Origin of the sequence: Dyella mobilis (assembly GCF_016904945.1) — a bacterium.
Lineage (GTDB): Bacteria > Pseudomonadota > Gammaproteobacteria > Xanthomonadales > Rhodanobacteraceae > Dyella_B > Dyella_B mobilis.
On sequence record NZ_JADIKF010000037.1, the window covers coordinates 103,027 to 117,492 of the forward strand.

Sequence of the window (14,466 nt, forward strand, 5' to 3'; positions counted from 1 at the left end):
TGCGTTGGGTCCGGGCAAGTGCTGTGATCGGTGGCCATGACGGCCACCGACATCCATCGCGCGATCGACGCAGTCTGGCGCATCGAATCGGCGCGGCTCATTGCAGGTCTCGCACGCATGGTGCGCGACGTGGGCCTGGCCGAGGAGCTGGCACAAGACGCGCTGGTCACCGCGCTGGAGCGCTGGCCCGAAAGCGGCATCCCGGACAACCCGGGTGCCTGGCTGATGACGGCGGCCAAACACCGCGCCATCGACCAGTTGCGACGCCGGAAGCTGATCGAACGCAAGCATGAAAGCCTCTCCCACGAACCGGAGTTCGGACCCACGGACGAACGGCTGGAGCTGGAAACCATGCTCGATGACGATATCGGCGACGACCTGTTGCGGTTGATCTTCACCGCCTGCCATCCGGTGCTTTCGGCCGAGGCGCGCGCTGCACTCACCCTGCGCCTGCTCGGCGGCCTGACCACCGACGAAATCGCACGCGCCTTCCTGGTGCCCGAACCCACCGTCGCGCAACGCATCGTCCGCGCCAAGCGCACGCTGGCGGAAAAGCAGATTCCGTTCGAGGTTCCGCGCGGCGAAGAACGCGACGAGCGCCTGGCATCCGTACTCGAAGTGCTTTACCTGATCTTCAACGAAGGCTATGCCGCCACCTCCGGCGACGATTGGACGCGTCCGGAGCTGTGCAACGAAGCGATGCGCCTGGGGCGCGTGCTTGCCGGTCTCGCACCGCAGGAACCGGAAGTGCTTGGCTTGCTTGCTCTCATGGAAATCCAGGCGTCGCGCCTGCGTGCTCGCACCACGGCCAGCGGCGAGCCGATTCTGCTGCCGGACCAGGATCGCAGCCGCTGGGACCCGCTGCTGATCCGGCGCGGACTGTCCGCACTGGATCGCATCGAAAAACTGGGCGGCGCCAACGGCCCCTATGCACTGCAGGCCGCCATTGCCGCGTGCCACGCGCGCGCGCGCAGCGCAGAGCAAACGGAGTGGGCGCGCATCGCCACTCTCTATGCCGCCTTGGCGCGCGTCATGCCTTCGCCGGTGGTGGAACTCAACCGTGCCGTGGCCGTCGCCATGGCGTCCGGACCGGAAGCAGGCCTGGCCCTGGTGGATCAGCTGGCCGACGAACCACTATTGCGCAACTATCACTTGCTGCCCAGCGTGCGCGGCGATTTGCTCAGCCGCCTGCAACGCCACGACGAGGCGCGCGGGGAATTTGAGCGCGCCGCAACGCTGGCGCGCAATGTGCGGGAACGCAGTCTGCTCGAGCAACGCGCCGCAGCGTGCGCCGAAGCATCGCGCTCTGCGCAGCAGCCCTTCTAAGCGCCGGCAGCCGGCTCATTGACGCGCAGCACCGCCAGTCCCGCCACCAGCAAGCTGATGCCGCCCAACACTAATGCGTAGATCGGCTGGCCGTGAAAAAACACGCGCAACAGCACGCCCAGCACACTGGCTGCCAGCAACTGCGGAATCACGATGAAGAAATTGAAGATGCCCATGTATACGCCCATCTTCTCGGCCGGCAGATTGTCCGACAACAGCGCATACGGCAACGAAAGAATCGAAGCCCATGCAATGCCTACGCCGACCATCGGCAGCAACAGCCAGTGCGGATCGCGAATCAGCAGGAAAGCCACCAGCCCCGCACCACCCAGCCACAGGTTCACCAGGTGGCTGATGCGCAGCCCCCAGCGCCGCACCATCAGCGGAATCACCAGTGCCGCCAGCGCCGCAAAGCCGTTGTAGGCACCGAACAATACGCCCACCCAGTTCGCGCCATCGTTATAAGCCTGCGACTGCGGGTCGGTGCTGCCGAAATGCACCTGTGCCACGCCGGCGGTCGTATAGATCCACATCGCGAACATGGCGAACCACGAAAAAAACTGCACCCAGGCCAGCTGGCGCATCGCCTGCGGCATGACGTGAAGATCGGCCATCACCTGCGTAAACATGCCGTTGCCACGGCTTACGCTCAACCACAGTTGGGATAAGCCGAATGCCACCAGGCCTGCGGCCAGCAGATAAAGCTGTTTGTCCAATGCGTAAACGTGGACCAGCGCGGCGCCGATGACACCCGCCATCGACCACAACAGGCCATGCCGCAAGGCGCTGCTCCGATTCACGCTCGTTTCGCAAGCGGCCACGTCGTCAGCGAAAGCGTGCAGTTGCTCGGGCGGGTATTCGCGCGTGGAACAGACCGTCCACAGTACGGAACCCAGCAGCACCGCGCCGCCGATATAGAACGCATCGCGCACCGTATCGGGAATGCTGCCCGGCCCCGCTACGTTGCTCACGCCAAGCCTGGCAAGCAGATACGGCAACAGCGACGCCACCACCGCTCCTACGCCGATGAAGAAGCTCTGCATCGCATAGCCCAGCGGGCGCTGCGCCGTCGGCAGCTGATCGCCCACGAAGGCGCGGAAGGGCTCCATCGATACGTTGATAGACGCATCCATCATCCACAGCAACGTTGCCGCTATCCAAAGCGCACCGGAGTTGGGCATCCACAACAGCGCCAGCGTGGTAAGCACCGCGCCAGCGAGAAAATACGGGCGTCGACGCCCCAGCCTGCCCCAGGTGCGATCGGAGGCATAGCCGATCAAGGGCTGCACGATCAGGCCAGTGAACGGTGCGGCCATCCACAGCACGGGAATGTCACCGACCGACGCACCCAAGGTCTGGAAGATGCGGCTGACGTTGGCGTTCTGTAAACCAAAAGCGAACTGGATGCCGAGAAAACCAAAACACGTATTCCATATCTGCCAGAACGTCAGCCGCGGCTTGTGCATCATGGCGTCCTCGCCGTCGGCGCGATGAGCAGATCGCCGATGCGAGCATCGTTGAGCGGGCCATCCGCACCGCCCTTGCCGTTGGTGTAGTGGGCAAAGTGGCCGAGGTCGCTCATGTTGAAACCCTGTTGCAAATCAAAGCTGCATTGCGCGCTGCCTTTGAGCGTGACGATGCCGTAGCTGGAAAGTTGCTCGCCAACACTGTGCGGCATCACGATCGGCACGCGCTGCAAGGTGTCGTCGTTGCAGCTCATAACCAGCATTTTCACGGCGGCAGTGACGCCGGTATTGACCGGACCGTGATTGTTTTCATAGCGCAGCGCCACGCGATAACGGCCGCCCGCCGGTGCAGTCCAGGAGCGCGGCCAGTCGGTACCGATATCGGTGGGTTCTCCGGCGCAGACGATGGGACTGTGCAACGACTCCAGGCCGTGCGGCCCCTTGCGCGTAGCGCTCACGCAAGGCGGCTTCCCACCCTGCGCGATGTACGTTTCACCATCGATGTTGCCCATGCGCTGGCCGTCCGCATACAACACCACCTTGCCATCCACTTGCACCCGCCAACCTTTGTCGTCGGCCGCGACACTGGGGGCTTCCGGCGGCTTGGGGGCGTAGAGCGGCGCATCTTTGCGCAACGTGGTTGCCGGCACGTCGAGCGCCTTGAGCGTAACCAGCGTTTCCGAGCCACGCTGGACAGTCTTTCCCGCCACCAGCAGGTTGCCGCTCACATCGCGCGGCAGGCGCAAGGTGATGCTGCGATCGGGCATTTGCAGGCTGATGCTGTCGCGCTTTCCGAACAGCATCGGCACCAGCAAGACCGGCAGCTTCGGTTCCACCCGGCCATCCGCTTCGAGGCCGAAAACACCTTCGCTGACCACATCCAGATATGCCGCCACCGACCACAGCTGGCGCGGCGAATCAACCACCGGTCCACTGAGCTTGCCGTCATCAACGTGGGTGGACTGCGTGATCAGCTCGTAGTTCTCCATATTGGAGCCCGACAGCGCCGCACCACGCATGATGGACCGAAGTTCGTGCGCGATCCGTGCCGGATCATTCACCATGCGTGCTGCGCGCAGCGCATAGGCGCTGACAAAGGGCCAGATCGCGCGATTGTGGTAAATGGGTTGATCCGGTCGCTCCGGCCAGATCACCGGACTGCCCGCAGGCCAGGTGGGATAGTTGGCCAAGGCTTCGCGGGCGCGCCCACCCTCGGCGACGCCGCTGGTGATCGCCAACGCGGTACCGAGCAGATCGTAGGTGTCGTAAGGCGCCGCGTTGCCGCCGATGTAGCTCATGTACATACCGCGATCCGTGCGCCAGAAGCGCGCATTGATCGCGGCCTTCAGTGCAGCCGCCTGCTCCGCATAGCCTTTCGACGTGGCGCTGTCGCCGTGTTCGATGGCCAGGCGCGAAGCCAGTTGCAACGCCTGGTAATGCAATACGTTGGTGGATAGTGCGAACGACTGGGCAATGAACACGACGTTGTCTGCCGTCCAGGCCGGATAGGTCTGTTCGCGCCAATCGAGAAAGGATGTCTCGCCGCGGTACAACCCGAAATCGGGATCGAACGCATACAGGCGATCCTGAGCCAGCGTGTCGTTCAACGCGCGATAGACGTCATCGGCGAAAGCTTTATCGTCCAGCAGGTGCTGCGCACCCAGGAACCACACCACGCGGTCGGTACTGATCGGCCAACTGCCGCCGGAGCCCGTGTCCTGCATCACATACAGGCCTTGCGGCAGCTTGGGATCACGTACGTCCGAGAGCTTGAAGCGAAGACTGTCGCGTGCGCGCTGCGGGTCCAGCCTCCACAAGCCCAGATCGATCGAATAGGAAAGATCGCGGGTCCACACATACGGCCATTTGGCGCCTGTCTGAAAACACGCGCAGTGCACCGGCTGGCCATGATCGAACGCGTCGTCGCGGATCTCGCTGACCGAGTCCTGTTTGAGATCGTCCTGGGCCATGGCGAACAGCCCGTCGAACATCGGGCTGGCGGTATCCGTGCGCATGCGCTGCACGGGAATGTCACGCTTTCCAAAAGGACCGCTCAAGCTGAAGCCGCCATCAGCAGACGCCGTCACCTGCGCCTGCTGCCCATGCCAGGCGATCGAATCGGTGCCGCTGCCAGCACCCGCTGCCGCAGCCAGCGCGGCCATCATCATCACACTTAGCATGCCCACTCCGCCTCAAAAATCATTGGCAAGCCATCGATCTCGAATCACCCGCCACCCACCCCGTGCATCCATGCGGTATCACCGTGCCGCACGGGCAATCCCGCATGGTAGGCACGCGATCGCGTGCCTGCAGCTCCGTGCATACGTATTCATTCATCATCCGCGTGCCCATCCGGGCACAGGGAGCGGCGCGTCAGTGCGCCGCCGCGGCCGCGTGCAAACTCAGCTCGCGTGCCTGGCCGGCAGTCAACCTCACCAAGGTTACGCTGCCATAGCGATCATGGCCAACTGCCCAGCCTTCGCCCTTCGCGCCGTCCAAGGCCGCAGCGTCTGCATAAGACTTCAACGCCTGCCTACCGGCAGTCACACTGCCAGCGGCCACGCCATGCAACCGCACCAGGTAATACTTCAGCGCCGGCTTGAAGCTACCGTGCGCCGTTCCGGCGGCAAATATCGCGCCATCTGCGCTGCGCTGCGTGCTCAACCGCTGCGAGAAGAACACACCGCGCTCATAGGCATAGGTGCCGCCATCGTCGTCGTAATAGTCGAAGTGGGTCGCGTGCTCGGCGGGAAAGACGTCGACCGTCAACTGCGTCACCGGATGCTCGCCGACATAGTCCATCGGCGGCTGCGTGGGAATGATCGCTCCCTCGCGGATAAACAGCGGGATATCGGCCCAGCTCTTGTTGTCCACGGCATAGTGGATGGTCTGCCCGCCTTGATACACGGTGCCCTTGAAGTAGTCGATCCATTGTCCTTCGGGCAGGTAGATATCCTTCTCGGCCTGGCCCTTGGCGACGACCGGCGCCACCAGCAATCCCTCGCCGAACATCCAGGCATCGACGTCATCGCGCACCTGCGGATCGTCGGGATACTCGAAGAATAACGGCCGCACCAGGCCCACGCCCTGCGTGGTCGCGGAACGTTCGTAGCTGTAGATATAGGGAATCAGCGCATAGCGCAGGCGCATGGCGTCGGTGGCCGCCTTTTCGGCAACGGCGCCGTACAGCCAGGGCTGGCGCTTTTCGCCGTAGGTACCGTGGACGCGAAAAATCGGCACGAAGGCGGCAAACTCGATCCACCGCGCATAGTTTTCGTCGTCCGGATGGCCCTTGAATCCGCCGCCGTCCATGCCCCACTTCATTTCACCCACGTCGATCGCGCTGAGCATGCGCTGGCGTTGCGCAGCCATGCTGTCGAATCCCGTGTCGATGTCGCCCGACCACAGGCCGTAGGCGTAACGCTGCGAACCAAGGTAGAAGTCGCGGTTGATCGACCACACGCGGATCGGCGAATAGGCGCGCTGTCCGTCGTACAGCGCCCGCTGCATGTTGAGAAACTGGGTATCGCTGTTGGTATCGTCCGCTTCGTCGTTCCACCAGCCGACAATCCCGGTATCGAACGAATGCTTCAAGGCGTCGTTGAAGAACCACCTGCGCACCACCGGTTGATCGAAATCCAGTTCGCGTACCGGTTTGAGCGAGAAATAATCGGTGTTCTGCGGCCGGTTGGTTACCCAGTAGCCATGCGCCTCGGCATAACGCCCTTCCACGGTATCGACGTGGATGCGCGGCTTCATGATGCCGGTCATGTGCATGCCGAGCTGATCCATCATCTGTTTCAGCTTGCCGCTGGGGCCGTCCGGAAACTTCTTGGCGTTCCAGCGGAATTCGCCGTAGTTGTCGTCGCCCCAGGCTTTCCAGTCGAAATCGAAGGTGAAGTTGTCGATCGGGATGTGCCGCTCGCGGTAGCCGTGCACGATCTTCAGCAGTTCCTGCTCGTCGCTGCCCCATTGGCTGTTGGTAAAGCCCATGGACCATTTCGGGAACATCGGGGGCGCGCCGCTGAGATCGGCGAGTCCCTTGAAGATTTCCGGCGGTGTGCCGGCGATGACGTCGTAGCTGATATCCGGATGACTGAAGCCGCTGACCAGAATGTGCTGGCCGGCCAGATCGAACTTGGCGCCGATCGCATCCACCAGCACACCATAGCCGCGCGTGCTCCATACGAATGGCCCGCCGGGGTAGCCCTGCTCGCCCGCCTTGGCAATTTGCACGCCGGTGCGAGTTACTCCGCCGGTGGCCGGTTCGAAAGCGTCGAAGCCGCCGATACCGTAAAACGTATCGGAAGCATCGTGTTGCAAATCGATCCGACCGGCGATGAGGCTGGCCGGATCGGCCTGCAACAGGGTGTGGCCCTGGCTGTCTGCCACGGTGAGGTGCTGCGTGCGGCTATCCCAGGTCACGGCCAGATCATGGGTCGCCCAGGTCGTGCTGTCTGCGTTTTTGCTGACGTGCAGATCGGAAACGGTGTCGTGGCTGGCGTGTGGGTCCATCACAATGCCCGCGGGCGAATCGAAACCCTGTGGCATGCCGTGAATCTGCACGATGTTCGGCGCGGGAAAGCTCAACGTAACCCGGTCCTTGCCACGCACCAGCCGCACGCCCTGCGCATCGACGTGTTCGAGTTGAAAGCTCGTGCCGCCGCTGTCGACGGGACCTGCCTGGGCGGGTAGAGCGGCCGCGAACAACAAACCGCAAATGGCCAGATTCGGCAGTGTCGTCATCCCACCGTCCTTCTTTCGATACAGGATTTTGAACGCTTCATTGCAAGTCCGCGGCCGATGTGCGGCCGCGGGATCGCCCGACTATAACCCCAGTCTCGTGACAAAGGGGGCAATGGACGGCTAAAAATGGCTCTGCATCATCGAGCTTTATTGCAGGATCGCGGTGCCGTAAGGCGGAAGCCCGAGCTTGCCGGGAGCCAGTGTCACACCTGTCTTGCTTTGCAGCAGTACCTTGGTGACACCCGCACTCTCATCCAAGGGAACCTCGCGCGCATCGCGCGAAAGGTTATGCACCACCAGCACGCGCGAGTGCGCATCCTGCAAGGTATAGGCGAGCACGTGCGGATCATCCATCGGCACATTGCGCAGAACACCGTCGCGCAACGCACCTACTTGCTCGCGCCAGCCGATCAGCTTGCGATACAGATTGAGCAGCGAATCCGGATCGGCCTGCTCCGCTTCCACCGACACATCCGGGCCGTCACTGGTGCTCCATGGCTTCCATTGCGCCACGCCGGGTCCTTTGCCTGCGCGATACCAACGCATCGGCTCGCGGATATCTTCGTCGGGCTTGGCACCCTGCATGCCCAGCTCTTCGCCGTAATAGATGAAGGGATGTCCGGGAAGAGTCAACAACAAGGCAGCCGCCAGGCGCACGTGCGCCGCGTTGTCCTCGAGCTGGCTCATCACACGATCCTGGTCGTGATTGGACAGGAACGGTGCGTCGTCGAACTGTCCGTCGGTGTGCGCACGATAAGCCGCGTAGCTGTACTGAAGCCCTTTGCCGATGCCGAGATTGCGTTCCTGGCGCACGCTTTCGATCAACTGGCTTGCCACCGGAAAATTGAACACGGTATTCAACGGGCCCAGGTAGGGCGTCAGGTCGTCAGGATCGTGCCGCGCCACTTCGCCAACCAGCCACACGTTCGGATCGACCGCCTGCAAGCCTCGGCGGTACTCGGTCCACCAGGCAATGTTCTTCTTCAATGCAACCGGGCTGTCAATGTCCGTGCGCAGATCGTCGTAGATGTGCTGGGCGGCATCGAGACGGAACCCGTCCACACCATCGCGCAGCCAAAACCGGCCCACATCGATCATTTCCTTGCGCACGGCGGGATTGTCGTAATTGAGATCCGGCATCGCACCGGTGAATACGCCCACGTAATACTGGCCGTTCGGTGCGCGATGCCAGGCCGGGCCGCCGGTGGCGCTGATCGCCTTCAGATCGCTGCCGGGCTTGGCCCACACATACCAGTCGTGGTGCGGATCCTTCGGGTTCTGTGCAGCCTTGAACCACGGATGCTGGTCGCTGGTGTGGTTGATCACCATGTCCATGATGACCTTGATGCCGCGCTTGTGCGCTTCATCGAGCAGGTGCTTGAAGTCCTGCATCGTGCCGTACTGCGGATTGATGCCTTCGTAATCGGTGATGTCGTAACCGTGATAGGTCGGCGACGGATTGATCGGCATCAGCCAGATGCCGCTGACCCCCAGCGACTTGATGTAGTCGAGCTTGGCAGTCACACCATTGAGATCGCCTACGCCATCGCCATTGGTGTCGTAGAACGCGCGGACGAAAATTTCGTAATAGACACCGGAAGATTGCGGTGCGGCCGCCACATTTTGCGCGGCAAGCGAAGTAGCGGACCACAGTAGCGTTGCCGCGAAAACCGCGGCGCAACGAAGTACGGCGTAAAACCTTGGCATGATGGCCTCCCGGGGACGGAGCGTTGCCGCTGTGACGCAGTCGCCCGCCGAGGATAGGCTTGCAGGGTTCTGCACGATACCCACGCCGGCCTGGCCATCGCATCGATGCACCCAAGCCGCCAACCCCAGCCGGAACTGAAATAAAAGAACCCGGCTTCCCGATCGTCCAGGAAGCCGGGTAAGGGGAGTGCGCCGGGCATCGGCTGGACGATGCCCGGCGCGGCTGGGTTACAACTTCAGATCAAAGCCGAGATAGCTGGTGCGGCCGAAATACTGGATGGTACCGGTCTGCTGCGGGCTGCCGCCGAAATAGGTTCGCGTCGGCTGGTTGCTCAGGTTGAGCATCTGATAAACGATGCTGATCTGCTTGGTGATGTTGTACGACGCCTGGAAGTCGTACACCGTCTCCGAAGCAAAGGTCGCGAGCTGGTTGGTGACCGCGATCTGCGTATTGGAGAGGAACGATGAGCGATAATTTGCCGACAAGCGTGCGGAGAAGATGCCGTTGTCGTAGAACACCGCCGCGCTGGCCACGCGCCTGGACAAGCCAGGCAGACCGATGTACGTGGTGGGACCGGCCAGGTTGGTCGGGTTGTGCACGTTGCTGTTGGTAAGCGCGAGGTTGGCGTCGAAGCCCAGGCCCGACCAGATACCCGGCAGGAAGTGCGTCTTGGTGACCGACGCCTCGAGACCGCGCACGTCACCGCCCTTGGCGTTGTAGGAGGTCTGATACTCGCCGTTGGCGTAAGGCTTGCCGGTCGCCGGATTGGTGGGCACCGTGATGCCGATCGAAGCGAAGTCGAAGTTGTTGTAGGTGACGTTCTGAACGAACGAATCCACTTTCTTGAAGAACACGCCGGCCGTCACCGCACCGGTGGAATCATCGAAGTAATGCTCGTAGTCCGTATCGAACGCCGTGGCGCGCAGCGGCTGCAGCAGCGGACTGGTGCCACCCCACACGTTGTATTGACCATCGCTGACCCAGGAACCCGCACCCGCCAGCATGGTGTTGATCGGCGGACGCGATAGCACCTTCGAAGCCGAGAAGCGCACCTGGTCGTTGTCGGTCAGGTGGTAAGCCAGGTTGAGCGACGGCAGGTAGTCGGTATAGGTCTTGCCCATCTTGAGCGGCGCGTAATCGGTACTGCTGTTGCCGTTGCCGTCGACGATCAGGATGCCTTCGCCGTTGCCGACCTGTTGCAGGCCATACGCATACTGCGACTGGCGCGACACGCGCACGCCGACATTGCCGGTGAGTTCGTGATCGAACAGCTGCGAGTCAATGTCACCCATCAGGAACAGGTCACGCGTACGCTCATCCACCGAACCGCTTTGGATTTCCGACCAGCTTTGATCGGTGATGTTCTTCACCGGATTGGCCACAATGCCATGTGAAGCGAGAATCGCGGGACCATTGAGCGTGAGGAAGCAGGGGAAGCCACTGAACTTGCCCTTCCAGCACGTTACCTGCGCGTCGGCAGCCGGTATGGTCAACGGCGGCTCAGGATTGGTTGTACTAGGCGAGGTATTCCATTCCGAACCGTACACATAGACCGAGCGGTCAGCTTCGTACCCGTGGTTGTTCGCGTAGACACCCGCCTCGATCGCCGAGAACACCGGGTTGTTCGGCAGGTCGTACTGCACACTGGTGCGGAAGGCCTTGTCCTTGTCGTGATAGATGTACGGGTATACACCGTAACGCGACAAACCCATGTCATTGAGGTTGGTGTAGAGGCCCGGGTTGGCGACGGAGAAATTGCCGATGGAACGTCCGGCCAGCAGGAAGTTCGCACTCTGCGACATCAACTGCGGATTGCTGGTACCCAGGCCGGTGTACGGATCGGCGGTGGCGTCGACGTTGATCTCGTTGCTCGATGCATGCGACAGCGACAGGTCGGATTCGACGTGCCAATTGCCGTGGTTCCACTTCAGGTTGAGGCCGCCGGAAAAGATCGTGGTGTCCGTGGTGTAGTTGTCCAGCGTGGTCTCATTGGAAAACTGACCGCCCTGGGCCGGCGAGTTGGAGGTCACCGTTCCGCCGATCACCGTACCCAACGAGCTGAACACCGGATCGGTGACCTGCGTATTGTTCTGGTAGTAGTTCTGCGAACGCATGCCGTAACCGTACGACGAGTTGTCGAACTTCGAGAAGAACGTGTCGGCAGTCAGTTGCAGTTCGTCGGTCGGCTTCCACGCCACGGTACCCAGGTAGCCGGTACGGCGCTCTTCGCCGCCGTTCTGCTGGACCTGCACACCCTCGGGCAGGTATGCCTGCTGCGGGCTGTTCTTGTTGAGCTGGTAGAGACCGCCGTCGGAAGCCTCGCCCACGAACTGCTCAGCGACGTGCGGCTGATACATCTGGGCAAAACCCACGCCCACGCCCAAGGTGTTGTCGAGGAACTTGCCTTGATACGCCACGCTCAGGCGATAGCCGAGCGGATCGGCACGCGGCACGTCGTTGGCCTGGCCGTCCCAGCTGCCGCGCGCATCGACATTGAGCGTCTGGTCCTTGGTGTTTTCCAGCGGATTGGCCGTCTCCATGGCGATGGTGCCGGCCACGCCGCCTTCGATCAGCGATGCCTGCGAGGATTTGTACACCGTCGCCATGTTGATCAGTTCCGAGGGGTACTGATCGAACGCGGTGTAGTTGGTACCAGTGGTCGACGGCTGCTCGCGGCCGTCGAGCGTGGTGAGAATGAAGTCGCCCGACAGACCGCGGATATTGATCTGCGAAGCCTGGCCGGCGATGCGCTCGGCGGAAACGCCGGGCAGATGCGTGAGCGAGTCCGCAATGGACTGATCGGGCAGGCCGCCGATGTCGGCCGCCGTCACCACGTTCTGGATGGTATCGGCGTAGCGCTGGTAGTCGATCGACTTTTCCACGCTGCCGTTGAAGCCGGTCACCGTCACCGTGGACAGGCTCTTGGCCAATTGCTGCTGGCTCTTCGGGCTGCCGCTGGTCTGGTTTGCGCTGGTGGTGCTGGTCGTGCTGGTACCCGTTGTGTTGGTACCCGTCTGCTGCGTGGTGGTCTGTGCAGCGGCAACCTGCACACCAAAAGCCATGCAAAGGCCGGACGCCAATGCCACGGCAAGCACATTACGCTTGAGTTTCACGATTACTCCCCTCCCCCAAAAAATAATTGGTTATTGCGTCGTTCTTGATCGCCGGAGGTCCGTTTCCGCGCTTGGTGCAAGCGGGTTGCCCTGCACGCACGTGGCACTGCCATCGGCGTGAGTGGATGGTAGGGCGCGCATTTCAGCGCAAACCACATCGTGCATACGTATTCATAACAAGCCCCCGGAGCTGCTTATCGCAATGCAACATAACGCCCGGCCGAACTCGCAGCGGCGCCCTGAATGGCGCAAAAAAGTGCTTAATTTTAGCATTTTCATCAAACCAAAACAAAGTTGTGCGCAACGCAGCTCCGCGTATTTGCATCGATGCAATGACGCATGCGCAGCACGAATGAATACGTATGCAGGGCCCTGCGATCCGACGCAACCCAAAGGCTAAGCTGCACACCGTTCGCAGCGCAGGGCTATGGAAGTTCTGCGCCTACAGGCGGGGTTTTCAATGATCGATGCATCCTGGTGGCGCGGCGCCGTCATCTACCAGATATATCCACGCAGTTTCCTCGACACCAACGGCGATGGTGTGGGCGACCTGCCCGGCATCATCCAACGGCTGGACTATGTCGCCAGCCTGGGTGTCGATGCGATCTGGGTTGCACCGTTTTTCCGCTCACCGATGGCCGATTTTGGCTATGACATTGCCGACTATCGCGACGTCGATCCGCTGTTCGGCACGCTCGACGACTTCGATCGCCTGCTGGCCAAGGCGCACGGCCTTGGCCTGAAAGTGATGATCGACCAGGTGCTCAGCCATACTTCCGACCAGCATGCCTGGTTCAAGGAAAGCCGCGAAAGCCAGGACAACCCCAAGGCCGACTGGTACGTGTGGGCGGATGCCAAGCCAGACGGCAGCGCGCCGAACAACTGGCTGTCGCTGTTCGGCGGTTCCGCCTGGCAGTGGGAGCCGCGCCGCGGCCAGTATTACCTGCACAACTTCCTGGCATCGCAGCCGGATCTGAATTTCCATCATCCGGAAGTGCGCGCCGCAACCCTGGATAACGTGCGTTTCTGGCTGGAAAAAGGCGTCGACGGCTTTCGCCTGGATGCGATCAATTTCTGCTTCCACGACCCGTTGCTGCGCGACAACCCGCCCAAGCCGAAGGAAAAGCGCGTAGGTCGCGGCTTCAGCCCGGACAATCCGTACGCATTCCAGTATCACCACTACAACAACACGCAACCGGAAAATCTGCCGTTCCTGGGCGAGCTGCGCAGCCTGCTCGATCGCCATCCGGCCGCCGTGACGCTGGGTGAAATCTCTTCCGAGGATTCGCTCGCCACCATGGCGGAATACACGCGCAGCGGCCGCCTGCACATGGGCTACAGCTTCGAGTTGCTCAGCAGCGACTTCAGCGCGTCGTATATCCGCCACACGGTTGAGCAGCTCGAGGCGCAGGTCGACGAAGGCTGGCCGTGCTGGGCCATCTCCAACCACGACGTGGAACGCGTACTCACCCGCTGGGGCAACGGCAGCGCCTCGCCGCGGTTGGCCAACCTGCTTACCGCCATGCTGTGCTCGTTGCGCGGGTCGGTCTGCGTCTACCAAGGCGAAGAGCTTGGCCTGACCGAAGCGGAGGTGCCGTTCGAGTCCCTGCGCGACCCCTACGGCATCACGTTCTGGCCGAACTTCAAAGGCCGCGACGGTTGCCGCACACCCATGCCATGGGACGACAATCCCCACGCAGGTTTCAGCACGGCCATGCCGTGGCTGCCGATCGACGAAGCGCACAAGCTGCTCACCGTGGCGCGACAGGAAGCCGATCCGGAATCGGTACTTCACGGTTTCCGCCGTTTCATGCAGTGGCGCGCCACGCAACCCGCGCTGCGTCTGGGCAGCATCCGCTTTCTCGATGCACCGGAGCCGGTGCTGGCGTTCGTGCGCGAGCACGCTGGCGAACGGGTATTGGCGGCTTTCAACCTGGGCAAGCATTCGCAGTCGCTGAGCCTGTCGGTGGAAGGCGCTGCGTTGCCACCGCTGGAAGGCCATGGCCTGCCGCAGGGGACGCTGGCCGACGGCATACTGCAATTGCCGGGGCACGGCGTGCTGTTCGCGCGGCTCGCCTGAATCCACCGGATTTTTGAATGGGACGGA

At 62.0% G+C, this 14,466-nt stretch carries 7 protein-coding genes; 2 read left to right on the forward strand and 5 right to left on the reverse strand.

The features are described 5' to 3' along the window. Window positions 1-36 precede the first annotated feature (36 nt). Window positions 37-1,326, forward strand: coding sequence for an RNA polymerase sigma factor (locus ISS99_RS06420; protein WP_204630777.1), 1,290 nt, complete (start codon window positions 37-39; stop codon window positions 1,324-1,326). On the opposite strand, the gene ISS99_RS06425 is transcribed toward ISS99_RS06420, so the two are convergent. The 5 genes from ISS99_RS06425 to ISS99_RS06445 form a co-directional block, all read right to left on the reverse strand. Next, a complete protein-coding gene (locus tag ISS99_RS06425; RefSeq protein WP_425490436.1) occupies window positions 1,323-2,795 on the reverse strand; it encodes an MFS transporter in 1,473 nt (490 codons plus the stop codon). The genes ISS99_RS06420 and ISS99_RS06425 overlap by 4 nt on opposite strands. Beyond that, on the reverse strand, window positions 2,792-4,972 hold the full coding sequence (locus tag ISS99_RS06430; protein WP_204630778.1) for an alpha-L-rhamnosidase-related protein: 2,181 nt from the start codon (window positions 4,970-4,972) through the stop codon (window positions 2,792-2,794). Before ISS99_RS06430 ends, ISS99_RS06425 begins: the two co-directional genes overlap by 4 nt. A 193-nt stretch (window positions 4,973-5,165) precedes the next feature. Further along, window positions 5,166-7,538 carry a TIM-barrel domain-containing protein gene (locus tag ISS99_RS06435; protein WP_204630779.1) on the reverse strand — a complete coding sequence of 791 codons (2,373 nt, stop codon included), beginning with the start codon at window positions 7,536-7,538 and terminating at the stop codon, window positions 5,166-5,168. A 147-nt stretch (window positions 7,539-7,685) separates the two neighbouring features. Then, on the reverse strand, window positions 7,686-9,245 hold the full coding sequence (locus ISS99_RS06440) for an alpha-amylase family glycosyl hydrolase (RefSeq protein ID WP_204630780.1): 1,560 nt from the start codon (window positions 9,243-9,245) through the stop codon (window positions 7,686-7,688). Between the two features lie 228 nt (window positions 9,246-9,473). Further along, the gene (locus ISS99_RS06445; RefSeq protein WP_204630781.1) at window positions 9,474-12,359 is read right to left on the reverse strand and encodes a TonB-dependent receptor; all 2,886 of its coding nucleotides are present in this window, start codon (window positions 12,357-12,359) and stop codon (window positions 9,474-9,476) included. A gap of 460 nt (window positions 12,360-12,819) precedes the next feature. Here ISS99_RS06445 and ISS99_RS06450 point away from each other — a divergent pair, with 460 nt between their 5' ends. After that, window positions 12,820-14,439: an alpha-glucosidase family protein gene (locus ISS99_RS06450; RefSeq protein ID WP_204630782.1), complete on the forward strand. Its 1,620-nt coding sequence runs from the start codon at window positions 12,820-12,822 to the stop codon at window positions 14,437-14,439. The last annotated feature ends 27 nt before the right edge of the window (window positions 14,440-14,466 follow it).

Excerpts from the sequence above, each read along its gene's own strand:
- ISS99_RS06420 (WP_204630777.1), top strand. The coding sequence starts at position 37 with ATGACGGCCACCGACATCCATCGCGCGATCGACGCAGTCTGGCGCATC.
- ISS99_RS06425 (WP_425490436.1), bottom strand. The coding sequence starts at position 2,795 with ATGATGCACAAGCCGCGGCTGACGTTCTGGCAGATATGGAATACGTGT.
- ISS99_RS06430 (WP_204630778.1), bottom strand. The coding sequence starts at position 4,972 with ATGCTAAGTGTGATGATGATGGCCGCGCTGGCTGCGGCAGCGGGTGCT.
- ISS99_RS06435 (WP_204630779.1), bottom strand. The coding sequence starts at position 7,538 with ATGACGACACTGCCGAATCTGGCCATTTGCGGTTTGTTGTTCGCGGCC.
- ISS99_RS06440 (WP_204630780.1), bottom strand. The coding sequence starts at position 9,245 with ATGCCAAGGTTTTACGCCGTACTTCGTTGCGCCGCGGTTTTCGCGGCA.
- ISS99_RS06450 (WP_204630782.1), top strand. The coding sequence starts at position 12,820 with ATGATCGATGCATCCTGGTGGCGCGGCGCCGTCATCTACCAGATATAT.